Here is a 23,549-nt window from a genome sequence, read left to right on the forward strand (position 1 = left end):
AGCGCTTTGCGCGCGCCGTACCCTGCCGTAGATCAGGCGTTGATGCGCGCCTGCGCTGCGAGCCGATTGATCGAACGCTCCAGTTCATCCAGCGCGACAGCAGCTTTCGGGTCGTCCTGCTTGAGCAGGGTTTCGCTGCGCTGGCAGGCCGCACGCAGTTGCGGCACCCCGCAGTAACGGGTTGCGCCGTGCAAGCGGTGCACGCGTTCGAGCAGGGCATTCAGGTCGTGGCTCTCACGCGCAGCGCGGATCGCTTCGCGATCAGCCTCCAGCGAGGCCAGCAGCATGGCGAGCATGTCCGCCGCCAGATCCGCCTTGCCCGCCGCCAGACGCAAGCCTTCTTCGTGATCGAGCACCGGCAGTTCCTGCTGACTCGCCGCGCTGTCGCCGCTGCGCTCCGGCGCCTGATTGCGCAGAGCCAGCCCGGTCCACTTCAACACCACCTGCGCCAGTTGCCGCTCGCTGATCGGTTTGGTCAGGTAATCGTCCATGCCGCTTTGCAGCAGTGCGCGTTTTTCGTTGGCCATGGCGTGGGCGGTGAGGGCGACGATCGGCAGCGGTGTGCAGTGCCGTTCGCTTTCCCACTGGCGAATGGTTTCGGTGGTCTGGCGACCGTCCATGCCCGGCATCTGCACGTCCATCAACACCAGATCGAAAGATTCGGTTTGCACGGCTTTGACCGCCGCGTAACCACTTTCTACCGCGAGCACTCGGGCACCCATGTCTTCGAGCAGGGTCTGCACCAGCAACAGATTGGCCGGGTTGTCGTCGACACACAGCACGCGCGGCGCACGGCTGGACAGCGGCTCGCCCGGTTCGCTGCGCGGCTGGCGCGGATTGACCAGATCAGCCAGCGCCCGGCGCAACTTGCGCGTACACGCCGGTTTGGCTTGAAGCTGGCTGTGCGGGTTGGGCACCGACAGATGAAACAGCGTCTGTTCGGTGGTCGGGCACAGCACCAGCACTTTGCAGCCCAGATGTTCAAGATCCCAGATGTGCTGGTTCAGGCGTTCCGGAAGCATGTCGTTGCTGGTGATGCCGATCACCGCCAGATCGATCGCCTGATCGGTCTGATGTGCGCCGGTGACGCCATTGCTCAGGCTTTCAAGGGTATTGAACGGTGTAACTTCCAGCCCGCAGTCTTCCAACTGATGTTGCAATGCCTGGCGCGCCAGTTCGTGATTTTCCAGTACCGCCACGCGGCGCCCAAGCAGCGGCGCGGCGGGCAAGTCTTCGGCATCGTCGCGAGTCTTCGGCAGACTCAGGCTGATCCAGAATTCCGAGCCTTCGCCCGGGGTACTGTCGACGCCGATCTCGCCGCCCATCTGCTCAATCAGACGCTTGGAAATCACCAGCCCCAGACCCGTGCCGCCGGGCTGGCGTGACAGCGAATTGTCGGCCTGACTGAAGGCCTGGAACAGCGCGCGCACATCCTGGCTCGACAAACCGATGCCGGTGTCCTGAATACTGATGCGCAGTTGCACGCTGTCTTCGTGTTCGTCTTCGAGCATCGCCCGGGCAACGATGGTGCCTTCGCGGGTGAACTTGATCGCATTGCTGACCAGGTTGGTGAGGATCTGTTTGAGGCGCAGCGGATCGCCAACCAGCGACAGCGGCGTGTCGCGATAGACCAGGCTGACCAGCTCGAGCTGCTTGGCGTGCGCCGCCGGGGCGAGAATGGTCAGGGTGTCCTGCAGCAGGTCGCGCAGGTTGAACGGAATATGGTCGAGCACCAGTTTGCCGGCCTCGATTTTCGAGAAGTCGAGAATCTCGTTGATGATCCCCAGCAGGCTGTCGGCAGACTTTTCGATAGTGCCCAGATAGTCGAGCTGGCGCGGGGTCAGTTCGCTTTTCTGCAGTAGATGAGTGAAACCGAGAATGCCGTTGAGCGGCGTGCGGATCTCGTGGCTCATGTTGGCGAGGAATTCGGATTTGATCCGGCTGGCTTCCAACGCCTCTTTGCGCGCCAGATCCAGTTCGATGTTCTGGATCTCGATGGTTTCCAGATTCTGCCGGACGTCTTCGGTGGCTTGATCGACGCTGTGCTGCAACTCTTCGCGGGCGTTCTGCAGGGTGCCGGCCATGCGGTTGATGCCCGAGGCCAGTTCGTCCAGCTCCTGGCTGCCGAGGGGCGGCAAGCGCGTTTCCAGATGTCCATCCTTGAGCTGCGCGACGGCTTGTTTGATCTGGCTCAACGGGCGGTTGATGGTGCGGCCCATGCGCAGCGCGAGGAGGGCGGCGCCGGCAAGGCCAGCGGCGATCAGCAGCAGGCTGGCGAACAGGCTGCGATAACCGCGCAGCAGCATGCCGTTGTGCGACAGCTCGAGTTCGACCCAGCCGAGCAACCGTTCGGATTCCTCGGGAATGATTTCACCGGCGAGGTTGCGGTGCTTGCCGAACACCGGCATCAGGTAGCGCGTTGCGTCATTGCCGCTGCGTCGTTGCAACAGCGCGCTGTCGCCGCTTGGCGCCTGATTGAGCATGGTCGGCCCGGCGTGGGCCAGCGGCGAACGGTCCGGAGCTAGGAAGGTCACCGCGCGCACGTCGGGTTGTTCAAGGGATTGGGTGGCGACCCGTTCGAGCAGCTCGGCATCGCCGTGGCCCATTGCCGGCGCCACCAGCGGCGCCAGTTGCTCGGCGATCATTTCGCCGCGCTGCAACAATTGGCTCTGCAGGTCGGTCTGCTGTGTCCAGGTGAAATAGCCACCCAGCACCAGCGCCATCAGGCTGGTCGGCAACAAGGTCAGCAACAGCACGCGACCTTTGATTCCCAGTTTCTTGAGCACGCCTTTCTCCCGCATCCCGCTGATCTGTTGACTCATGCGTGCATCCGGCACGCGACATGGGCGCAGTGTAGCGATTTGCAGGCGGGCAATCTTGCGGAAAATGCAGTGCCGCTCATGCACGCGTTCGTCCGAGGGGCGAAGCTTGTGTTGCCCGCTGTCGGACAATCTTGAATAATCCGCCAACTGAGAATTACTTGCAGATACTCATGACTCCTGTTTCCGCTGGCCAGCCACGCATCCTTTCCATTGAAGACGATCCGGTTCTCGGCGCTTATGTGCACGAGCATCTGGGCCGCAGCGGTTTTCAGGTGACCTGGTGCCAGAACGGCCAGGAAGGCCTGAACATTGCCCGGCGCCAGCCTTTCGACGTGGTGCTGATGGACATTCTGCTGCCGGGGCTCGATGGCCTGAAGCTGTTGACGCAACTGCGCCAGAGCCACTCGACGCCGGTGTTGCTGATGTCGGCACTGGGCGCCGAGGCCGATCGCATCAGCGGTTTCCGCCTCGGTGCCGATGACTATTTGCCCAAGCCGTTCAGCATGGCCGAGTTGCACGTGCGCATCGAAGCGATCCTGCGTCGGGTGGCGCTTGATCAGCGCCCACCTGCGGTTACCGCTGCGGTGGTCAGCGGCAGCTTGCGTTTCGATGACGAACACTGCGACGTGTTCGTGCGCGAGCAAGCGGCCGGTCTGACCCGCAGCGAATTCCGTCTGCTGGAAACCCTGCACCGCAACCACGAAGAAGTGCTGAGCAAAGCCTTCCTTTATCAGCACGTCCTGCAACGCGGCTTTGCGGCGCACGACCGCAGCCTCGACATGCACATCAGCCAGATCCGCCGCAAACTCAAAGCCATCGGTTACACCGAATGCGAAGTGCGCACGGTGTGGGGCAAGGGCTATGTCTTGAGCGCCGCTGATGAAGCTGTCTGAGCTGCCGGGGCGGCATTCGCTGTTCTGGAAACTGGCCTGCCTGCTGGTGGCGTTCTGTCTGCTGATGATCTGGCTGAGCTGGTCGTGGGGCCGTTACATGGAGGAGCGCAACCAGTTTCTCTCCAGCGAAGCGCGCAGCACTCTCAACCGATATGCCGCACAGGCCGAACAGGCGTGGCAGCGTGGCGGGCGCAACGGTGTCGATGACTGGTTGCAGAGCATGCAATTACGCGAGGCCAGTTGGGTCGGGGTGATCGGCGCTGATCTGCAATCGCTGAGCAGCCAGCCGCTGAACGCTGCGCAGGTGCAACACCTGACTTTCCTGCGCGGCCTCGACTGGCCGATCCACAAGAAGGGCCGGCCGTGGCTGCGGGTACCCTTTCCCCATGACCCGACCGCCGGCATCCTCGTCATCGAGTTGCCCGAGCGCTTTGTCCCGGGCAAGTACCGAGTGTTCTGGCGCGTGATCACCAACGGCGTCATTCCCGGGCTGTTCACCCTGTTGCTTTGCGTCGGCCTGTATCGCCTGCTGGTGGTGCCGCTGAACAACCTGCGCGAACAGGCCAATGCCTGGCGTGCCGATCAATTGAATGTGCGCCTGTCGAGCGGTATCACCCAGCGCCCGGATGAACTCGGTGAGCTGGCGCGGGCCTTCGACTCTATGTCCGAGCGCCTGCAAACCACAGTCGCCTTGCAGCAGCAGTTATTGCGTGACTTGTCCCACGAACTGCGCACGCCGCTGAGCCGCCTGCGCGTGGCCAGCGAAAGCGAACAGAGCCTGGCGCCATTGCGCGAGCGCATCGGCCGCGAAGTCGATGGCATGCAACGGCTGGTCGAAGACACCCTGCAACTGGCCTGGCTCGACACCGACCGCTCGCCGTTGCCGGATGAAGCGATCCAGATTCAGGCGCTGTGGGAAATGCTCACCGACAACGCCTGTTATGAAAGCGGCTGGCCGAGTCTGCAACTGCAATGCTCGGTCGAAGCATCGTGCTGGGTGCGCGGCAACCTCAATGCCTTGGCGCAAGCGCTGGAAAACATCCTGCGCAACGCCATTCGTCACTCGCCCGAGGGCGGGATTGTGCGGCTCGATGCACGGCGCGATGGCGAGTATTGGCATTTGTGGCTGGAGGATGAGGGCGGCGGCGTGGCTGACGAAGATCTGCAGCGGATCTTTTCGCCGTTCATTCGATTGGACGGGTCAAGGCCCGGTGATGGTGGCTTTGGCCTGGGGTTGAGCATTGCGCGCAACGCGGTGCAACGTCAGGGCGGGTTGCTCTGGGCGGAGAATGCCGGGGCGGGGTTGCGGTTGAATTTGCGCTTGTTGGCGGATGATGGTGTTGCCCATGCGGACGCCTTCGCGAGCAGGCTTGCTCCCACAATGGAGCTCGGTTCGCCGCAGGCTGTGTGATCTACCGTTAATAGTGTCATCACTGCTGACACTAAATCCTGTGGGAGCGAGCCTGCTCGCGAATTCCAAGCAGCACCACGAGAACTGAGTGTTGCGCAAATAAAAGTCGCACCACTGGCGCGACTTTTATTCGCTTATTCCCATAAACCATAAGCACCGCACTTTGCGTGATATGGCCTGCGCGGGTTTGCCGGTATGATAGGCGCCCCCGCACGTCTGGATTGCGAATACGCCATGACCCTGCAGTACCCAACCATCGCCGATTGCGTCGGCAACACGCCGCTGGTGCGTTTGCAGCGCCTGCCCGGCGCCACCAGCAACACCCTTTTGCTCAAGCTCGAAGGGAACAACCCGGCGGGTTCGGTCAAGGACCGGCCGGCGCTGTCGATGATTACCCGCGCCGAGCTGCGCGGGCAGATCAATCCCGGCGATACGCTGATCGAGGCGACCTCGGGCAACACCGGTATCGCTCTGGCGATGGCCGCCGCGATCAAGGGTTACAAGATGATCCTGATCATGCCGGACAACTCCAGCGCCGAGCGCAAGGCGGCAATGACCGCTTACGGTGCCGAGCTGATTCTGGTCACTCAGGAAGAGGGCATGGAAGGCGCCCGCGATCTGGCCCAGCGCATGGAAGCCGAAGGCCGTGGCAAGGTGCTCGATCAGTTCGCCAATGGCGACAACCCGGAAGCGCACTACACCACCACCGGTCCGGAAATCTGGCGCCAGACCCAGGGCAGCATCACCCATTTCGTCAGTTCGATGGGCACTACCGGCACCATCATGGGCGTGTCGCGCTACCTCAAAGAGCAGAGCGACAGCGTGCAGATCGTCGGTCTGCAACCGATGGAAGGCTCGGCCATTCCCGGCATCCGCCGCTGGCCGCAGGAATACCTGCCGAAGATCTATCAGGCCGACCGCGTCGACCGCATCGTCGACATGGCGCAAAGCGAGGCCGAAGACGTCACCCGTCGCCTGGCCCGCGAAGAAGGCATCTTTTGCGGCGTGTCCTCGGGCGGTGCGGTGGCAGCGATGCTGCGCCTGTCCCGAGAAGTTGAAAACGCGGTGATCGTCGCGATCATCTGCGACCGTGGCGACCGTTATCTGTCGACCGGCATTTTCGACGCGCCGAACTGATGGCCAAACACGAGAAAGGCCTGCGCTTCCAGCCCGCCGGCGGCAGCAAGGCAGCGCAAATTCCGACCGGTAAAAAGCAGCGCTTGAGCATCGAGCGTCTGGCCAATGACGGTCGCGGTATCGCGTTCTTCGAAGGCAAAACCTGGTTCGTCCTCGGTGCCCTTGCCGGTGAGGAGGTCGAAGCGCGGGTGCTTGGCGCCCACGGCAAAGTGGTCGAAGCGCGTACCGAACGGGTATTCACTGCCAGCGAGCTGCGTCGTCCGGCTGCGTGCGCGCACTTCGGCCGTTGTGGCGGTTGCAGCGTTCAGCACTTGCCCCACGCCGAACAGCTCGCCCTCAAACAGCGCATGCTCGCCGAGCAATTGTCGCGGGTAGCCGGTGTCGAACCTGAAGCGTGGGCAGCGCCGCTGACCGGTCCGGAATTCGGCTACCGTCGTCGCGCGCGCATCGCCGTGCGCTGGGACATGAAAGCGAAACAACTTGAAGTCGGTTTTCGCGCCGCCGGCAGTCAGGACATCGTCGCGATCAGCGAATGCCCGGTGCTGGTACAGCCCTTGCAACCGATCATGAGCCGTTTGCCGCAGATGCTGCGGCGCCTGAGCAAGCCGCAGGCGCTGGGCCATGTCGAGTTGTTCAGCGGTTCGTCACTGGCGGTATTGCTGCGGCACATGGCGCCGTTGTCCGAAGCGGACCTGGCGATACTCAAGGATTTTTGCCAGTTCCATGAGGCGCAGTTGTGGCTGCATGGCGAAGGTGAACCGCAACCGGTCGAGGCCGGTCAGAGCCTCGGTTATCGCCTGGAACAGTGGGGTCTCGAGCTGGCTTATCGGCCGGGAGACTTCGTTCAGGTCAACGCCGGGGTCAACGAAACGATGATCGCGCAGGCGCTGGACTGGCTGAAGCCGAGGGCGGATGAACGCGTGCTTGATCTGTTTTGCGGGCTGGGAAACTTCGCGCTACCGCTGGCCAAAAGCGTGGGCGAAGTGGTGGCGGTGGAGGGTGTGCAGACGATGGTCGAGCGGGCCGCTGCCAACGCCATCAGCAACAATTTGCATAACACAAAGTTTTTTCAAGCCGATTTATCCCAGCCTTTGACCGATGCCCAGTGGATCGGAAACGGCTTTTCTGCGGTACTCTTGGACCCACCGCGTGACGGTGCTTTCGAGGTGGTGCGCAAGCTCGCGACCCTGGGTGCCAAGCGGTTGGTGTATGTGTCGTGCAACCCGGCCACGCTGGCGCGCGACACGCAGGAATTGATCAAGCAGGGCTACCGGTTAAAACGTGCCGGGATTCTCGATATGTTTCCTCAGACGGCACATGTCGAGGCCATGGCGTTATTTGAAGCGAGCCAGGACGGCTCGTCTGAATCCGTCTGATCTGTCCGCGCAGCGCTCGCCTGAGCCCCGCGAGCGCGAACGGACACTGAGGATCAGCGATTTGACGCATTGAATCTGCGTCGTAGGGAAGGTAAAGCAGCATGGTACAGGTGAGAGCACACCAGCCGATCAATACCGACGGCAGTATCAATCTCGAGGCCTGGCTCGATCACGCGGTCAGTGTCGATCTGGCACTGGATCGCGAGGCCTTGAAAGAAGCCTGCGAGTTCGCTCGCGAGGCCGAACAACAGTCCAACGCAAAGAAGAATCTGTGGGCCGAAGGCTCCGGAAGTTTCAGCACCGGGCTGGAAATCGCCGAGATCCTCGCCGACCTCAAGCTCGATCAGGATTCACTGGTCGCCGCCGTTTTGTATCGCGGCGTGCGCGAGGGCCAGATCGAACTGGCGGCAGTCGGCCAGCGCTTCGGCCCGGTGGTGGCCAAGCTGATCGACGGCGTGCAGCGCATGGCGGCGATCAGCGCCAGCCTCAGCCCGCGCCAGTCAATGGTCATGGGCACGCAAGGGCAGGTCGAGAACCTGCGCAAGATGCTCGTTGCCATGGTCGACGACGTCCGCGTCGCGCTGATCAAACTCGCCGAACGCACCTGCGCCATCCGTGCGGTGAAAACCGCCGACGATGAAAAGCGCAACCGCGTCGCCCGCGAAGTCTTCGACATCTATGCGCCGCTGGCGCATCGCCTCGGCATCGGCCATATCAAATGGGAGCTGGAGGACTTGTCCTTCCGCTATCTCGAACCCGATCAATACAAGCAGATCGCCAAGTTGCTCCACGAGCGGCGGCTGGATCGCGAGCGCTTCATCAGCGACGTGATGACCCAGCTCAAGGACGAACTGCAGGCTACCGGCGTCGATGCCGACATCAGCGGCCGGGCCAAACACATCTATTCGATCTGGCGCAAAATGCAGCGCAAGGGTCTGGAATTCAGCCAGATCTACGACGTGCGCGCCGTGCGTGTGCTGGTACCCGAAATGCGCGATTGCTACACCGCGCTCGGCATCGTCCATACCCTGTGGCGGCACATCCCGAAAGAATTCGACGACTACATCGCCAACCCGAAAGAGAACGGCTACCGCTCGCTGCACACGGCGGTGATCGGCCCGGAAGGCAAGGTCCTCGAGGTGCAGATCCGCACCCATTCGATGCACGAAGAAGCCGAACTCGGCGTCTGTGCGCACTGGCGTTACAAGGGTACCGACGTCAAATCCGGCTCGAACCATTACGAAGAGAAAATCTCCTGGCTGCGTCAGGTCCTCGAATGGCACGAAGAACTCGGTGACATCGGCGGTCTGGCTGAGCAGTTGCGCGTCGACATCGAGCCCGATCGGGTTTACATCTTCACGCCCGACGGTCACGCCATCGATTTGCCGAAAGGCGCGACGCCGCTGGATTTCGCTTATCGGGTACACACCGAAATCGGCCACAACTGCCGAGGCGCGAAGATCAACGGCCGTATCGTGCCGCTGAACTACAGCCTGCAAACTGGCGAACAGGTCGAAATCATCACCAGCAAGCAGGGCACGCCAAGCCGCGACTGGCTGAACCCCAACCTCGGTTACGTGACCACCTCGCGAGCACGGGCGAAGATCGTGCACTGGTTCAAGTTGCAGGCTCGCGATCAGAACGTTGCGGCCGGTAAAACCCTGATCGAGCGCGAACTCAATCGCCTCGGCCTGCCGGCGGTGGATTTCGACAAGCTGGCCGAAAAGGCCAACATGAAAACCGCCGAAGACATGTTCGCCGCCCTCGGTGCCGGCGACCTGCGTCAGGCGCATCTGGTCAACCTCGCACAGCAACTGGTCGAGCCGGAGCGCGGCAACGAGCAGTTGGAACTGATCCCGCGCAAAGCTACCGGCTATAAACCGGGCAAGCGCGGCGATATCCAGATCCAGGGCGTCGGCAACCTGATGACGCAGATGGCCGGCTGCTGCCAGCCACTGCCGGGCGATGCGATCGTTGGTTACATCACCCAGGGCCGTGGCGTGAGCATCCACCGTCAGGACTGCGCCTCGGTGCTGCAACTGGGCGGGCGCGAGCCGGAGCGGATCATTCAGGTCAGTTGGGGGCCGGTGCCGGTGCTCACCTATCCGGTGGACATCATCATCCGCGCCTACGACCGTTCCGGGCTGCTGCGTGACGTCTCGCAGGTGCTGCTCAACGAACGCATCAACGTGCTGGCGGTGAACACCCGCTCGAACAAGGAAGACAACACCGCGCTCATGTCGCTGACCATCGAGATTCCCGGTCTGGATGCGCTCGGGCGGCTGCTGGGGCGGATTTCGCAATTGCCGAACATCATCGAAACGCGGCGTAACCGAACTCCGTGATGCGATCTCCTGTAGGAGCTGCCGAAGGCTGCGATCTTTTGACTTTGGTTTTTCAAGATCAAAAGATCGCAGCCTTCGGCAGCTCCTACAGGGGTATATAGAGGCCTTTATGTATTCACTCGAAGACCTGCTCCACCTGATGTCCCGCCTGCGCGATCCGCAGTTCGGTTGCCCATGGGACATCAAGCAAACCTACGCGACCATCGTTGCGCACACTCTCGAAGAAGCCTATGAAGTGGCGGATGCTATCGAGCGTGGCGATCTTGATCATTTGCAGGGCGAGTTGGGCGATCTGTTGTTTCAGGTGGTGTATTACAGCCAGTTGGCCAAGGAAGAGGGGCGGTTCGAATTTGCCGGGGTGATCGACAGCATCACGCGCAAACTGATCCGCCGCCATCCGCACGTCTTCCCCACCGGCGATCTCTACGCGCCGCTCGACGTGCCGCGCTTGAGCGAAGAACAGGTCAAGCAGCGCTGGGAAGAGATCAAGGCCGAAGAGCGCGCCGAGAAAGCCTCGGCGCCCGAGCAGTTGTCCTTGCTCGACGACGTGCCGGCCACGTTGCCGGCACTGTCGCGCTCAGCCAAGTTGCAAAAACGCGCCGGGCAGGTCGGTTTCGACTGGCCGGACGCTTTGCCGGTGCTCGACAAGGTGCGCGAAGAGCTCGATGAAGTGCTCGAAGCCATGTCGGAAAACGATCCGGTAGCGGTGGCCGACGAGATCGGCGATCTGCTGTTTTCCGTGGTCAATCTGGCCCGGCATCTGAAGGTCGATCCGGAAACCGCCCTGCGCGGCGCCAACGGCAAGTTTGAGAGACGTTTCCGTTTTATCGAACAGGCATTGCGCGACACCCACCGTCCCATGGAAGATTGCACCCTCGAAGAATTGGACGCCCTGTGGGGCGAAGCCAAACGCCAGGAAAAGAATGAGCCCAGCTGCGGCTGAGCCGTTGCCCAAGTGAGTAAGCATTGATGAGCCTTTCCCTTCGCGACCAGTTGCTTAAAGCAGGCCTGGTCAACCAAAAGCAGGCCAAACAGGTCAGCAAAGACAAGCAAAAGCAGCAGCGTCTCGCCCACAAAGGCCAGGCCGAGCTGGACGATTCGCAGCAGCGCGCCGCCCAGGAAGCCATGGCCGAGAAGGTCAAGCGCGACCAGGAGCTGAACCGCCAGCAGCAGGAGAAAGCCGAGGCCAAGGCCCGTGCCGCGCAGGTCAAGCAGTTGATCGAAGTCTCGCGTCTGCCCAAGCTGACCACCGAGGACTACTACAACTTTGTCGACGACAAGAAGGTCAAACGTATCTCGGTCAACACGCTGATGCGCAACAAGCTCAGCAGCGGTTCGCTGGCGATCGTCCAGCACAATGGCGGCTATGAAGTGATTCCCCGTGAAGCGGCGCTGAAGATCCAGGAACGCGACCCGCAGCGTATCGTCCAGCTCAACGTGCAGACCGAAGAGGTCAACGCCGAGGACGATCCGTACGCGGCGTACCAGATCCCTGACGATCTGATGTGGTAAATCCAAGGCTGTAACAACGACGAACCCCGCTCATGGCGGGGTTTGTCGTTTTCAATGCTGTGGTTGCCTCAGGCGGACTTCAGCTCTCGTTGCTGTTCCTGCACTTCCAGTTCGGCCTTGTAGTTGTGCGCATCTGTTTCGTTGTGGAACATGCCGACCAGCAAGTCTTGTTGATGCACATCCCAGATACGGATGCCGGCGGCCAGGCCTTCGTGGGACATGTGTGAATCGTCGCGTTCAGTTACTTTTACAGTCATCTGCTAGCTCCAAATCTCAGGTTATCTGCACCAAGGCGTGTGCAGGACTCTGTTATAGGTTTTGTTAGCCAGCTAAGTAAACCGCCGATTGGCGCAGGGTGTTGTTGCGGTTTTCGCAACAGTGCTGCAGGCCGCGTAAACCGCGACATTCGGTCGCAGGGCGTTTGGTTTCATGACAAACGTTTCATCTTCAGACACCCCGAATTGATCGTTCCCATGCTCCGCGTGGGAATGCCTCAAGGGACGCTCCGCGTCCAGTGACGCGGAGCGTCACGGGCTGCATTCCCACGCAGAGCGTGGGAATGATCAGTACAGGGATCAACGGTGTTCTGGCTATTTTCTTCAGACAAAAAAACGCCCCGAACCAGTCGGGGCGTTTTCATGTGTGGCTCAGCAGCGGGGAATTACTTGCCTTCCCAGCGCTTCAGCACCAGCGTGGCGTTGGTGCCGCCGAAGCCGAAGCTGTTGCTCATCACGGTGTTGATGGTGGCGTTCTCGCGGGTCTTGGTCAGCACCGGCAGATCGGCCACTTCCGGATCGAGCTCGTCGATGTTGGCGGAGCCGGCGATGAAGTTGCCTTCCATCATCAGCATGCAGTAGATCGCTTCGTGCACGCCGGCGGCGCCCAGGGAGTGACCGGACAGGCTCTTGGTCGAGCTGATCGCCGGAGCCTTGTCGCCAAACACTTCACGCACGCCTTTCATTTCCGCGACGTCGCCGACCGGAGTCGAAGTGCCGTGGGTGTTCAGGTAGTCGATCGGGGTGTCGACGGTGGACAGCGCCTGCTGCATGCAGCGGATCGCGCCTTCGCCGCTCGGGGCAACCATGTCGTAGCCGTCGGACGTTGCGCCATAGCCAACGATCTCGGCGTAGATCTTCGCGCCGCGGGCCAAAGCATGTTCCAGCTCTTCGACGACAACCATGCCGCCGCCGCCAGCGATGACGAAACCGTCGCGGTCCTTGTCGTAGGCGCGGGAAGCTTGTTCCGGAGTGTCATTGCGCTTGCTGGACAGGGCGCCCATCGCGTCGAACAGGAACGACTGGCTCCAGTGCTCTTCTTCACCGCCACCGGCGAAGACGATGTCCTGTTTGCCCATCTGGATCTGTTCCATGGCGGTACCAATGCAGTGAGCACTGGTGGCGCAGGCAGAAGCGATCGAATAGTTCAGGCCCTTGATCTTGAACGGCGTGGCCAGGCAGGCGGAAACGGTGCTGCTCATGGTCCGCGTGACGCGGTACGGGCCGACGCGCTTCACGCCTTTCTCGCGCAGGATGTCCAGCGCTTCCATCTGGTTCAAGGTCGATGCGCCACCGGAACCGGCGATCAGGCCGGTGCGCGGGTTGGACACCTGCTCTTCGGTCAGGCCGGAGTCAGTGATGGCGTCTTTCATGGCCAGGTAGGCGTAAGCCGCTGCATGGCCGACGAAGCGATAGATCTTGCGATCGATCAGTTCTTCAAGGTTGAGGTCGATGGAGCCGGAAACCTGGCTACGCAGACCCATTTCAGCATATTCCGGGTTGAACCGGATGCCAGGGCGGCTTGCACGCAGGTTAGCGGAGACGGTCTCTTTGTCATTGCCCAGGCACGAAACGATGCCCAGACCAGTGATAACGACGCGGCGCATGCGAATAACCCTTAGAAGTTGTCAGTGGAGGTGAACACGCCGACGCGCAGGCCTTCGGCGGTGTAGATTTCGCGTCCGTCGACGCTGACCGAACCATCGGCGATGGCCATGTTCAGCTTGCCCTTGAGGACGCGTTTGATATGAATGTTGTAAGTGACTTTCTTGGCGGTCGGCAGCACCTGACCGAAGAATTTCACCTCGCCCGAACCCAGCGCACGACCGCGGCCCGGCAGGCCTTGCCAGCCCAGGAAAAAACCGACCAGTTGCCACATGGCATCCAGACCCAGGCAGCCCGGCATCACCGGATCGCCTTCGAAATGGCAGGCGAAGAACCACAGGTCAGGGTTGATATCCAGCTCGGCGACCAATTCACCTTTGCCGTACTTGCCGCCTTCTTCGCTGATATGGGTGATGCGATCCACCATCAGCATGTTCGGGGCGGGCAGTTGCGCGTTACCTGGGCCGAACAGCTCACCGCGACTGCAGCGCAGCAGGTCTTCCCGAGTAAAGGCGTTTTGTTTGGTCATGCGAGCTCCTCAATAATCCCATGCGGCAGGTGGGGCAGATCTTCCCGACCGTTCAAAGCGTTCATGCCTCGAACCGGCAGCCTACTCATAGACTATTGCGTTGTGGTGAAAGTCACAGCACCAAGGACATGAATGTACACTTGTGCACTGAAATTTTTAATCAAGCCCCTTTTGGGGCTCGTTCGGGTGCCTAAGACTGCCGCACTTTCGCTTTTCACGCCAGTCGCAGATGGTCGAAAGGCCCACACTACGACACCCAGCGCTGCAAAATCTGCTGCAGGTCATTGCGTTTGAACGGCTTGGCCAGGTAATCGTTCATACCCGCTGCCAGACAGGTTTCGCGATCGCCCTGCAAGGCATTGGCGGTGAGCGCAATGATCGGCACATCGCGGCGTCCGGGCAGGTCGCGAATCTGCCGCGTGGCCTCGTAGCCGTCGATGATCGGCAGCCGGCAATCCATCAGAATTACTTCGAATTCACCGCCCTGGGCACAGCGCACCGCTTGCGCACCATCGGTCGCCACACTCACGGCAAAACCGAGGCTGCGCAGCATCGCTTCAATCACGGTCTGGTTGACCGGATTGTCTTCGACCAGCAATACATGCCGTCCTTCGCCCTGGCCACTGCCGTTCAGCGCACGCGGCGCGACCAGCGGTGGCATTGCCTGCTTATATAGCGCCAGTGGAATTTCCAGCGTAAATACCGAGCCGCGACCTTCTTCGCTCTGCGCGCGCAACGTGCCGCCCATGCGTTCGGCCAGCGTCCGCGCGATCGGCAGACCCAGACCGGTGCCACCATAGCGGCGGGAGATCGAGCTGTCGGCCTGCTGGAAGGCATTGAACATCAGCTCCAGACTTTGCGAGGAAATGCCGATACCGCTGTCCCGCACCGAGCAGGTGAACCACAGCAGTTCATGATCCAGCGACTGCCATTGCGCCTCGATGCTGACCCGGCCCTGCTCAGTGAACTTCAAGGCATTGCCAACCAGATTGACCAGAATTTGCCGGATCCGCGTCGGATCACCCTGGACCTGCAAACCGCGCATGTCGTCGGGGATGCGCAGACTCAGCGCCAGGCCACGCTGCGCCGCGCTGTGCTGGAAAGACTGCGCGCAGGCGCCGATCAGCTCGGCGAGGTTGAACGGAATGTGCTCAAGCTCCAGCTCCGAACGCTCGATCCGCGAAAAGTCGAGAATGTCATTGATGACCTTGAGCAAGTGCTCGGTCGACTCTGAAGCGAGTGCTGCATATTCGATCTGCTCATCGGTCATCTCGGTGGTTTCGAGTAACTGCAGCATGCCCAGGACGCCGTTCATGGGCGTGCGCAGTTCATGACTCATCATCGCCAGGAAATCCGATTTGGCGTTGTTGGCTTTTTCTGCCTCTTCGCGGGTCTGGATCAGTTGCGCCATCGCCTGTTGCTGTTCGCGACTGGCCTGTTCGAGCGCGTGAGCGAGGTTGTTGATGTGCTGCGACAGCGCGCCCAGTTCGGTGTCATCGACAATCGGCAGCGGCGTCTTGTAGTCGCCTTCCTGAATGGCCTTGACCGCGTCGCCGATGTCGCGGATCGGTTGCGACAGACTGCCGGCCAGGCGCCGCGCCACGACGAACGTGAAGAGCAGAGCAAACAGCGCGAGGATTGCGGCCTTGAACAGGATTTCCTGCTGGCGCTGACTGAAAGCGTCATTGGACAACCCGACGATCACCCGTCCCAGATAATCCTCGCCCGCGGCGCCGTTGCTGACTTTGCCGTCCTGGAAAAAATCATTGTGCAAGGCGATACGCTGCAAACGCACCGGCGCCTGGAACACTTCGACCTGATGCGGGCGGCTGTGGCTATCGGCCGGTTGTTCGACGTACACCAGAATCCGGTTGGCGCTGTCCTGCACTTCGAGAAAGCGCACATTGGGGGTGGCCAGTGTCGCCTTGAGCAGGCTTTCCAGCACTTCGTTGTTGCCGGAAATCACCCCGTATTCCGTGGCGGGGGCGAGTTGGTTGGCGATCAACTGACCGGTGTGGTTCAGCTCCTGACGCAAATCCTGGATACGCACGAAGGTAAAGAAACTGATCAACAGCAGTGTCAGCAACAGCGCCGGCCCGAGGCTGATCAGTTGTGTGCGGGTGTTGATGTCCCAACGGCGACGGAAATTCATGGGCGGCGCTCTCCTTCGGCCAAGGCAGTGGCGACAGATGCTTCATTCAGCGGTTCGATGCCCAGTGAACGAGCCACCTGCGCATTACTTGAAACTTTGAAACGCGCGGGATAAAGCGTTCGCGGCCATGCACTGGTCGGCTGGTCGAGCAAATGGTCGAGGATCGCCAGCCAGTCACTCTGGTCGCTGTAGGTGCTGGCGAGGCTGCCCGCGCGAACGAATGCAATGGTCGGGCCGATCAGCGCAACCTGCCGCGCGTAGCTGCTGAGCAAGAGGTTTTTCGCCGTTTGCGAGTTGTACAGATCGGGATCGTCGAGGCCGAGCAATACGTCGCTGTTTTTCAGCACAGCGTGTAACGGACGGCTGTCGTGAGTGTTGTCCCAGCGCTGGCTGACAATCTCCAGATTCAAGGGCCGCGCAGCCACGCGTAATTCGTTGAGAAGGAATTCGCCGTGCTCATCGAACAGGACGCCGACGCGCCGGGCCTGCGGCAAGATTCGCCGGATCAATTGCAATTGCCGGCCCAGCGGCGGATCGCTCCAGAGCAGACTCAAGCGCGCCGGCTGGGCATCGGCGAAACGCTGGCGCGCCTGCAAGCGGCTGATGCGCAGCACCAGCGTCGAGGGGCCTTGCGAGTCCTGCAGGCGCCAGTCGAGACTCGGCAGATCGAGCAGGATCAGGCGCAGGCTGGTCGGCAGTTTGCCAGGTGCGGGCAGGCTGGCCAGCGGCTGAAAGCGCACGTTGTCGGTCGGGCGCAATTCACTCAATGCTTGAACAAAAGCCTGCACGCCGGGGCTTTCCTCGGCACCGGTCAACAGAATATCGGCCGCCTGCACCGCGACGCCGTGCAGCCACGCGGTCAAAAACAGGCAGAGCCCGGCCAGCCAGTGGCCAAGGGTTGGCGTCTTCCGTGACGGGCCGTTGCGCATCCTAGAACTCCAGCTCGGCACTGAAATACATCACTCGGCGTTCGTCGTAATTGTTGTCGACGAAGGTGTTCGGCTGATGGTCGAGGCGCTGTTGCAGCACGCCTGCCAATTGCAACTGAGCTTTGCCGATGGGGATGCGTTTGGCGATGCGCGTGTCGACGCGTTCGAAGCGATAGCCATTGAGCGCGTTGTCGCCGTAATAGAAGAGGGCGCTGTTCCAGCCATGCCCCCAGTTGCGCAGCCATCCGGCCGAGCCGCTGTTGCGTGAGGTGAATTGCTGATCCAGCGGATTGCTCGCCTCGGCATCGACGAAGGCATAAGTGAAGCGCAAACGGTCGGCGCTGCTGAGGCGCCAGTCAAGTTGCGTTTCAGTGCCGCGAAAGCGCGAGCGGTTGGCGTTGCTGGCGATGTATTGGTTGTTGCGCAGCGGCTCGCTGATCATTCCGGTGATTTCGTCGTAGAACAGCTTTACGTCCACCGCCAGACCGAGTTCGGCGAAGTAGCCGTTGTAGCCCAACTCGCGCGAACGCATGTGCTCCTGATCGAGATCGCCGGGGCCACGGGTCTTGACGAAATAACGCGCCGACGACTGGCCGTAGGCCGAGGGCCGCAGGTTGCTGACTTGATAGCTCCAGTTGACGTTGTTCTCGAACATGTCCGGCGAGCGGATCGCCTCCGAGTACACCGCACGCAGGCCGTGACGCGGGTTGATCAGGTAGTTGACTGCGAAGCGCGGGGTCAGCGAACTGCCGATCAATTGCGTGTCTTCGAACATCGCACCGCCCTGCACCAGCCAGTGCTCGGTAGCGCGCCATTCAAGTTGGCCGAACGCGCGCCAAGTGGTGTCGTCGAGGGTGCCGTTGAAGTAGGTCTGCGAATCGGCGCGGTCGTAACGGTAGTTCAGGCCGCTGACCAGACGCAGGTCGTCGGACAGGCTGAGGGTGTCCTGCAATTCGAGGTCGTAGCGCGACTCGCGGGCGCTCTGGTCGATATCGCCGCACAAGGTCTGGCTGGCGCCGTTACGCCATTGCTCGAGCACCTGATTGGCCAGCGCCATTTGCTGTGGCGTGCCGGGCGCCGCGCCGGGCCCGGTGAACTGGTTGATGTTGCGCGCCAGCCGCTCGGTGTAATTCGGGTCGAGCTGCCACAGCTGCGTCAGCTCAGGGCTGAACGACACCTCGGCATCGCAGGCGCGCCAGACTTGCTGGCGATCCCAGTGCTGTGCCGAGCCTTGTACATAAAGGCTGTGTTCGGGGTTGATATCGAGATTCCAGCGCACCGAACCGGCGTAATCCTTGGCTACCACGTCGGAATTGTTCCCTGCGTCGGTAATCCCCGAGAATACTGGGCGGTAGGTGTAAGGCCGCTGATTGCTGCCGTCCTTGGCGTTAAGCTGCCAGTCGAGACTCTGCCCTTCGTCGAGGTTGTGGCTGACTGCCAGACTCAGACGATTCAAGCGCCGACTGTCGCGATAATCGGCGCCGTTGCGGTCGCTGTCGAAACCGTCGTCTTCCTGGCCGGATAGCGACAGGCGCAAATCACCGCCATCCCAACCGGTGCCCTGGCTGGCATAAAAGTCGTTGATGCCACGCTGGCCTCGGGTGATTTTCAAGCGCGTGCCGTGGCTGTCGGCCGGGTGACGAGTGATGATGTTGATCACCGCCATCAGCGCGTTGGCACCGTAACTGACGGTGTTCGGGCCACGGAATACCTCGACCCGGTCGATATCTTCCATGGCCACTGGAATATCGCTCCAGTCCACTGTGGCCAGACCTGCGCGGTACACCGAGCGGCCATCGATCAACACTTGCATGCGTCGTGCTTCGCTGGCGTTGGTGCCGTGGTAATTCACGGCTGGCTGATTGCCGTTGATGTTGCCGACCATCATCCCCGGCACCAGCCGCAACAGTTCGTTGAAGTCGCGAACACCGCTGGCGCTGATCAATTCACTGTCGAGGACGGTCATGCTCCCGGGCACTTCCGCCGGCGTCTGTTTCAGGCGCGTGGCCGTAAGCACTTGCGGCAACGTCTGGCTGTCGACGAACAGGTCGTCCGCCACCACCAGCGGGCTGAACAGCAGCGCCAGTAGCAGGGGCGAGCGCGGGGGAGAAGAGCCAGAAAGCACGACGCAGCCTGTAGAGAGAGGAGTTGGCGCGCATGTTAACCGAGGGCCGACACTTTTCCAGTGACGTTGCAGGCATTTTCATTGATTTTATTGGTCTTCTTCTTACAACTGACGGTAATTGTTGCTGGGGCTGGCCGCCACCGGGGGGGGCCGTATAATGCCTGCCATCGCCACTGGTATGGATTAACGGATTGCATATGACTGAACAGCGCCCGATTGCGGTCCTGGGAGGCGGAAGTTTTGGTACCGCCGTGGCCAATCTGCTGGCCGAGAACGGCCATCAAGTCCTTCAGTGGATGCGTGACCCCGAGCAGGCCGAGGCCATCCGGGTCAATCGCGAAAACCCGCGTTACCTCAAAGGCATCAAGATTCTGCCAGGCGTGACCGCGGTCACCGACCTGCAAGCGGCCCTCGAGGCCTGCGATCTGTGCTTTGTCGCGCTGCCATCCAGCGCCTTGCGCACGGTGCTCGCCGCCCACGCCGAGCGCTTGAGCGGCAAGATGCTGGTCAGCCTGACCAAAGGCATCGAAGCGCAGACCTTCAAATTGATGAGTCAGATCCTTGAAGAGATCGCCCCGCAGGCACGGATCGGCGTGTTATCCGGGCCGAATCTGGCTCGGGAAATTGCCGAGCATGCACTGACCGCCACGGTCGTCGCCAGCGAAGACGAAGCACTGTGCAAAGCGGTGCAAGCCGCACTGCACGGTCGCACTTTTCGCGTTTACGCCAGCGCCGACCGTTTCGGTGTCGAGCTGGGCGGGGCGTTGAAAAACGTGTACGCGATCATCGCCGGCATGGCCGTAGCGCTGGAGATGGGCGAAAACACCAAGAGCATGCTGATCACTCGCGCCTTGGCCGAGATGACCCGCTTTGCGGTGAATCAAGGTGCCAATCCGATGACCTTCCTGGGCCTGGCCGGCGTTGGCGATCTCATCGTCACGTGCTCATCGCCCAAGAGCCGCAACTATCAGGTCGGTTTTGCCCTCGGCCAAGGCTTGAGCCTCGACGAAGCGGTGTCGCGTCTGGGCGAGGTCGCTGAAGGGGTCAACACGCTGAAAGTACTCAAGGCCAAGTCCCAGGAAGTCGGCGTGTACATGCCGCTGGTCGCCGGGCTGCACGCGATCCTGTTCGAAGGCCGCACGCTGGAGCAGGTGATCGGTCTACTGATGCGGGCCGAGCCGAAAACCGACGTCGACTTTATTTCCACCAGCGGTTTCAACTGATTCAGCTGTTACACGGACAGGAAGCAAGCCATGAACGATCCGAAAAGCGAAACCCAGTACGAATCCATCCTCCTGCGGGTGTTGTGGATGATCGTTTATCTGCTGGTCTGGCAAGTCGCGCAGTTCATCCTCGGCGCGGTGGTGTTGGTGCAACTGATTTACCGTCTGATCTACGGCGCACCGAGCGCCAGCCTGATGAATTTTGGCGACAGCCTGAGCCAGTTTCTTGCGCAGATCGGCCGCTTCGGCACGTTCCACAGTGACCAGAAGCCCTGGCCGTTTGCTGATTGGCCGGCGCCGCGCACCCCGGAAGGTGAGGCGCCACACACCGTCGCCCCGGCCGCGCATCCGGTGCGCGATGAGGAGCCCAAGCTATGAAACTCTGGGTATTGCGTCATGGTGAGGCGGTGCCTCACGGCTCTAAAATCGATTCCGAGCGCGAGCTGACCGAGCATGGCCGTAAAGAAGTTCTCAGCAGCGCCGCGCATCTGATGGGCCAGCCGCTGACAGCGATTTACGCCAGTCCTTATGTGCGCGCGCAGCAAACCGCGCAGATCGTGCGCGAGGCGTTGGGTTTCGAGCCTGAGATCCGCACGGTCGAGTGGTTGACGCCGGAGAGTGATCCGGACAAGGTCGCCGAGCAATTGGTCGCGGTGAGCAATGTGCTGCTGGTCAGCCACAACCCATTGGTGGGTAACCTGCTCAGCTATCTGCAGCATGGCGCCGGACACCCGCCGGAACGGGTAAGCACAGCGGGGCTGGCGGAGCTTGAGCACAGTGAACTGCTGATTGGCTCGATGAAGCTCAATAGCCTGAAACACCCTTAACGCCATATCGCTGTGGGAGCGGGCTTGCTCGCGAATGCGGTGTGTCATTCACAGTTGATGTGTCTGATCCACCGCATTCGCGAGCAAGCCCGCTCCCACATTGGATCTGCGCAAACCTCACGAAATTATTTGTTTGAAATTTCCAACCAAGCACTTGCTTGGTTGACTACGCTTGCTCCAGACCAAAAAAACAGGAGCGAGTCGCATGTCTGCCGCCTTCCGTTTGCCGCTGGACGTGTTCTACGAACGGGAAGCCCGGCACCCGCGCCAGCGCTTTCTGGTGCAGCCGATCGGCGGCGGGCAGGTCGAGGCGCTGAGCTGGGCGGATGTCGGCCATCAGGCACGCTGCGCCGCCCATTGGCTACGGGCGAGGGAGTTGCCGGCCGGCAGCCACATCGCCCTGATCTCGAAAAACTGCGCGCACTGGATCATCGCCGATCTGGCGATCTGGATGGCCGGGCATGTGTCCGTGCCGCTGTATCCCAACCTCACCGCCGAATCCGTGGCGCAAGTGCTGACTCATTCCGAAAGTGCGCTGGCGTTCATCGGCAAACTCGATGACTGGGCGGGCATGTCGCAAGGTGTGCCGGCAGGTCTGCCGACCATCAGCCTGCCGCTGCACCCGCCGGGCGAATTTGATTTCAGTTGGGCGGACCTGCAGCGCTGTTCGCCGATCCAGGACGATCCGCGTCCGGCCGCCGAGCAACTGGCGACGATCATCTACACCTCCGGCACCACTGGCCTGCCCAAAGGCGTGATGCACAGTTTCGCCAATCTCGGCTTCGCCACCAGCCGTGGAACGCAGTTGTTCGGACTCAACGAGAACGATCGGCTGCTGTCGTATCTGCCGCTGTGCCATGTCGCCGAGCGCATGTTTGTCGAGCTGGCGTCGATTTATACCGGGCAGACAGTGTTCTTCGCCGAAAGCCTCGACACCTTCATCACCGACCTGCAGCGCGCGCGGCCGACCGCGATGTTCGGCGTGCCGCGTATCTGGACCAAATTCCAGATGGGCGTGTACAGCAAGATCCCGGCACAGCGCCTGGATTTCCTCCTCGGGCTGCCCTTCATCGGCAAGCGGGTCGGGCACAAAGTGCTGGCCGGGCTTGGACTGGATGCCTTGCGCGTGGCGTTGTCCGGTGCCGCGCCAGTGCCGCAGACCCTGCTTGCCTGGTATCAGAAACTCGGCCTCGATGTGCTGGAGGTGTACGGCATGACCGAGGGCTGCGGCTATTCGCATATCTGCCTGCCGGGGCGATACAAGCAAGGCTGGATTGGCCAGCCGTGCCCGGAAGTCGAGGTGCGCATCGCTGAGACCGGCGAAGTGCAGGTGCGCAGCCAGGCCAACATGCTCGGCTATTTCAAGGAACCGCAGAAGACCGCCGAGACGTTGACCGCAGACGGCTTTCTGCGCACGGGCGACAAGGGCGAGCAGGACAGCGAAGGGCGCCTGCGCCTGACCGGGCGGCTGAAGGAAATCTTCAAGACCAGCAAAGGCAAATATGTCGCCCCGGCGCCGATTGAAAACCGCCTGGCCGTGCATTCGCGCATCGAACAGGTGTGCGTGGTCGGCGATGGCCTGAGTGCACCGCTGGGGTTGTGTGTGCTGTCGATGGTCAATCAGCAGGAGCCACGGGCGAGCCTGCACGCGAGCCTGGAAAAACTTCTGGAAGAGGTCAACGCAGCCCTCGACAAACACGAACGCTTGCGCCGGCTGGTGGTGGTCAAGGACAACTGGGCGGTGGACAACGGCTTCCTCACGCCGACCCTGAAAATCAAGCGCAACGTCATCGAAGACCGCTACGGCGCTCGCTTCGAAGAATGGAGCGCGCGCAGTGAGGCGGTGCTGTGGCAGGATTGAGCGTCGATTACAACAACAAAGGAAGTCTGCGATGAGCTTGTGGCGTACTACTCCCGACATCGAACAGTTGAACGCAATTCAGAAGAACACCATTGGCGAAGTGCTGGATATTCGCTTCGAAGCCTTCGACGAACAGTCGCTGACGGCGAGCATGGTCATCGACCATCGCACCCACCAGCCTTACGGTCTATTGCATGGCGGCGCGTCGGTGGTGCTGGCGGAGACCGTTGGTTCAATGGCCAGTTACCTGTGCATCGATGCGAGCAAATTCTATTGCGTCGGCCTGGAAATCAACGCCAACCACCTGCGCGGCTTGCGTAGCGGGCGGGTGACGGCGGTGGCCAGCCCGATTCATATAGGCCGCACCACGCATGTCTGGGACATCCGCCTGACCAGCGATGAAGGCAAGGCCAGTTGCGTGTCGCGCCTGACCATGGCGGTAGTGCCGCTGGGGGAGCAGCCGCCTGTGCGCTGACCGGTTGCAGATCAAAAATATCGCAGCCTTCGGCAGCTCCACATCAAAATGC

General features: G+C 61.3%; 19 protein-coding genes. 12 read left to right on the forward strand and 7 right to left on the reverse strand.

What is annotated here, in order from left to right; all coding sequences use genetic code 11:
* Positions 1-32 precede the first annotated feature (32 nt).
* Positions 33-2,786 carry a response regulator gene (locus tag CXF97_RS03445; protein WP_101156419.1) on the reverse strand — a complete coding sequence of 918 codons (2,754 nt, stop codon included), beginning with the start codon at positions 2,784-2,786 and terminating at the stop codon, positions 33-35.
* A gap of 206 nt (positions 2,787-2,992) precedes the next feature.
* Here CXF97_RS03445 and CXF97_RS03450 point away from each other — a divergent pair, with 206 nt between their 5' ends.
* The 7 genes from CXF97_RS03450 (at position 2,993) to CXF97_RS03480 (ending at position 11,496) form a co-directional block, all read left to right on the forward strand.
* Positions 2,993-3,715 carry a response regulator transcription factor gene (locus tag CXF97_RS03450; RefSeq protein ID WP_101156094.1) on the forward strand — a complete coding sequence of 241 codons (723 nt, stop codon included), beginning with the start codon at positions 2,993-2,995 and terminating at the stop codon, positions 3,713-3,715.
* Positions 3,702-5,126 carry a sensor histidine kinase gene (locus CXF97_RS03455; RefSeq protein ID WP_101156096.1) on the forward strand — a complete coding sequence of 475 codons (1,425 nt, stop codon included), beginning with the start codon at positions 3,702-3,704 and terminating at the stop codon, positions 5,124-5,126. Before CXF97_RS03450 ends, CXF97_RS03455 begins: the two co-directional genes overlap by 14 nt.
* 234 nt (positions 5,127-5,360) lie before the next feature.
* The gene (gene cysM / locus CXF97_RS03460) at positions 5,361-6,263 is read left to right on the forward strand and encodes a cysteine synthase CysM (protein ID WP_041479583.1); all 903 of its coding nucleotides are present in this window, start codon (positions 5,361-5,363) and stop codon (positions 6,261-6,263) included.
* Entirely contained in the window at positions 6,263-7,639 is a 1,377-nt protein-coding gene (rlmD, locus tag CXF97_RS03465) for a 23S rRNA (uracil(1939)-C(5))-methyltransferase RlmD (protein WP_101156098.1), read from the forward strand. The genes cysM and rlmD overlap by 1 nt, the downstream gene beginning before the upstream one ends.
* 101 nt (positions 7,640-7,740) lie before the next feature.
* Positions 7,741-9,984 carry a GTP diphosphokinase gene (relA, locus tag CXF97_RS03470; protein ID WP_101156100.1) on the forward strand — a complete coding sequence of 748 codons (2,244 nt, stop codon included), beginning with the start codon at positions 7,741-7,743 and terminating at the stop codon, positions 9,982-9,984.
* A gap of 109 nt (positions 9,985-10,093) precedes the next feature.
* Complete coding sequence (gene mazG, locus CXF97_RS03475) at positions 10,094-10,927, forward strand: nucleoside triphosphate pyrophosphohydrolase (RefSeq protein WP_101156102.1); 834 nt, start codon at positions 10,094-10,096, stop codon at positions 10,925-10,927.
* A gap of 26 nt (positions 10,928-10,953) precedes the next feature.
* Entirely contained in the window at positions 10,954-11,496 is a 543-nt protein-coding gene (locus tag CXF97_RS03480) for a DUF2058 domain-containing protein (protein ID WP_101156104.1), read from the forward strand.
* Positions 11,497-11,564: 68 nt separating this feature from the next.
* Here CXF97_RS03480 and CXF97_RS03485 read toward each other — a convergent pair whose 3' ends face one another.
* The 6 genes from CXF97_RS03485 to CXF97_RS03510 all read right to left on the reverse strand — a co-directional run bounded on the left by CXF97_RS03485 (position 11,565) and on the right by CXF97_RS03510 (position 19,111).
* The gene (locus CXF97_RS03485) at positions 11,565-11,753 is read right to left on the reverse strand and encodes a hypothetical protein (RefSeq protein WP_101156106.1); all 189 of its coding nucleotides are present in this window, start codon (positions 11,751-11,753) and stop codon (positions 11,565-11,567) included.
* 404 nt (positions 11,754-12,157) lie between these two features.
* Entirely contained in the window at positions 12,158-13,378 is a 1,221-nt protein-coding gene (gene fabB, locus CXF97_RS03490; protein WP_016773647.1) for a beta-ketoacyl-ACP synthase I, read from the reverse strand.
* An 11-nt stretch (positions 13,379-13,389) separates the two neighbouring features.
* Entirely contained in the window at positions 13,390-13,905 is a 516-nt protein-coding gene (gene fabA / locus CXF97_RS03495) for a 3-hydroxyacyl-[acyl-carrier-protein] dehydratase FabA (RefSeq protein WP_024013962.1), read from the reverse strand.
* A 247-nt stretch (positions 13,906-14,152) separates the two neighbouring features.
* Positions 14,153-16,057: an ATP-binding protein gene (locus CXF97_RS03500; protein WP_101156108.1), complete on the reverse strand. Its 1,905-nt coding sequence runs from the start codon at positions 16,055-16,057 to the stop codon at positions 14,153-14,155.
* Entirely contained in the window at positions 16,054-16,986 is a 933-nt protein-coding gene (locus CXF97_RS03505) for an ABC transporter substrate-binding protein (RefSeq protein WP_101156110.1), read from the reverse strand. Before CXF97_RS03505 ends, CXF97_RS03500 begins: the two co-directional genes overlap by 4 nt.
* Before the next feature lies 1 nt (position 16,987).
* A complete protein-coding gene (locus tag CXF97_RS03510; RefSeq protein WP_101156112.1) occupies positions 16,988-19,111 on the reverse strand; it encodes a TonB-dependent siderophore receptor in 2,124 nt (707 codons plus the stop codon).
* A gap of 197 nt (positions 19,112-19,308) precedes the next feature.
* Between CXF97_RS03510 and CXF97_RS03515 the strand changes: the two genes are divergently transcribed.
* The 5 genes from CXF97_RS03515 to CXF97_RS03535 all read left to right on the forward strand — a co-directional run bounded on the left by CXF97_RS03515 (position 19,309) and on the right by CXF97_RS03535 (position 23,497).
* Entirely contained in the window at positions 19,309-20,334 is a 1,026-nt protein-coding gene (locus tag CXF97_RS03515) for an NAD(P)H-dependent glycerol-3-phosphate dehydrogenase (RefSeq protein WP_101156114.1), read from the forward strand.
* Positions 20,335-20,364: 30 nt separating this feature from the next.
* Entirely contained in the window at positions 20,365-20,712 is a 348-nt protein-coding gene (locus CXF97_RS03520; RefSeq protein WP_016773653.1) for a DUF4389 domain-containing protein, read from the forward strand.
* Positions 20,709-21,161, forward strand: a complete 453-nt coding sequence (sixA, locus tag CXF97_RS03525) for a phosphohistidine phosphatase SixA (protein WP_101156116.1) — start codon at positions 20,709-20,711, stop codon at positions 21,159-21,161. The genes CXF97_RS03520 and sixA overlap by 4 nt, the downstream gene beginning before the upstream one ends.
* 205 nt (positions 21,162-21,366) lie before the next feature.
* Complete coding sequence (locus CXF97_RS03530) at positions 21,367-23,022, forward strand: AMP-binding protein (RefSeq protein ID WP_101156117.1); 1,656 nt, start codon at positions 21,367-21,369, stop codon at positions 23,020-23,022.
* 31 nt (positions 23,023-23,053) lie between these two features.
* Positions 23,054-23,497: a hotdog fold thioesterase gene (locus tag CXF97_RS03535; protein WP_101156119.1), complete on the forward strand. Its 444-nt coding sequence runs from the start codon at positions 23,054-23,056 to the stop codon at positions 23,495-23,497.
* Positions 23,498-23,549 lie beyond the last annotated feature (52 nt).

The organism is Pseudomonas sp. Choline-02u-1 (assembly GCF_002836515.1).
GTDB lineage: Bacteria > Pseudomonadota > Gammaproteobacteria > Pseudomonadales > Pseudomonadaceae > Aquipseudomonas.

Excerpts from the sequence above, each read along its gene's own strand:
- CXF97_RS03450 (WP_101156094.1), top strand. The coding sequence starts at position 2,993 with ATGACTCCTGTTTCCGCTGGCCAGCCACGCATCCTTTCCATTGAAGAC.
- CXF97_RS03455 (WP_101156096.1), top strand. The coding sequence starts at position 3,702 with ATGAAGCTGTCTGAGCTGCCGGGGCGGCATTCGCTGTTCTGGAAACTG.
- cysM (WP_041479583.1), top strand. The coding sequence starts at position 5,361 with ATGACCCTGCAGTACCCAACCATCGCCGATTGCGTCGGCAACACGCCG.
- rlmD (WP_101156098.1), top strand. The coding sequence starts at position 6,263 with ATGGCCAAACACGAGAAAGGCCTGCGCTTCCAGCCCGCCGGCGGCAGC.
- relA (WP_101156100.1), top strand. The coding sequence starts at position 7,741 with ATGGTACAGGTGAGAGCACACCAGCCGATCAATACCGACGGCAGTATC.
- mazG (WP_101156102.1), top strand. The coding sequence starts at position 10,094 with ATGTATTCACTCGAAGACCTGCTCCACCTGATGTCCCGCCTGCGCGAT.
- CXF97_RS03480 (WP_101156104.1), top strand. The coding sequence starts at position 10,954 with ATGAGCCTTTCCCTTCGCGACCAGTTGCTTAAAGCAGGCCTGGTCAAC.
- CXF97_RS03485 (WP_101156106.1), bottom strand. The coding sequence starts at position 11,753 with ATGACTGTAAAAGTAACTGAACGCGACGATTCACACATGTCCCACGAA.
- fabB (WP_016773647.1), bottom strand. The coding sequence starts at position 13,378 with ATGCGCCGCGTCGTTATCACTGGTCTGGGCATCGTTTCGTGCCTGGGC.
- fabA (WP_024013962.1), bottom strand. The coding sequence starts at position 13,905 with ATGACCAAACAAAACGCCTTTACTCGGGAAGACCTGCTGCGCTGCAGT.
- CXF97_RS03500 (WP_101156108.1), bottom strand. The coding sequence starts at position 16,057 with ATGAATTTCCGTCGCCGTTGGGACATCAACACCCGCACACAACTGATC.
- CXF97_RS03505 (WP_101156110.1), bottom strand. The coding sequence starts at position 16,986 with ATGCGCAACGGCCCGTCACGGAAGACGCCAACCCTTGGCCACTGGCTG.
- CXF97_RS03515 (WP_101156114.1), top strand. The coding sequence starts at position 19,309 with ATGACTGAACAGCGCCCGATTGCGGTCCTGGGAGGCGGAAGTTTTGGT.
- CXF97_RS03520 (WP_016773653.1), top strand. The coding sequence starts at position 20,365 with ATGAACGATCCGAAAAGCGAAACCCAGTACGAATCCATCCTCCTGCGG.
- sixA (WP_101156116.1), top strand. The coding sequence starts at position 20,709 with ATGAAACTCTGGGTATTGCGTCATGGTGAGGCGGTGCCTCACGGCTCT.
- CXF97_RS03530 (WP_101156117.1), top strand. The coding sequence starts at position 21,367 with ATGTCTGCCGCCTTCCGTTTGCCGCTGGACGTGTTCTACGAACGGGAA.
- CXF97_RS03535 (WP_101156119.1), top strand. The coding sequence starts at position 23,054 with ATGAGCTTGTGGCGTACTACTCCCGACATCGAACAGTTGAACGCAATT.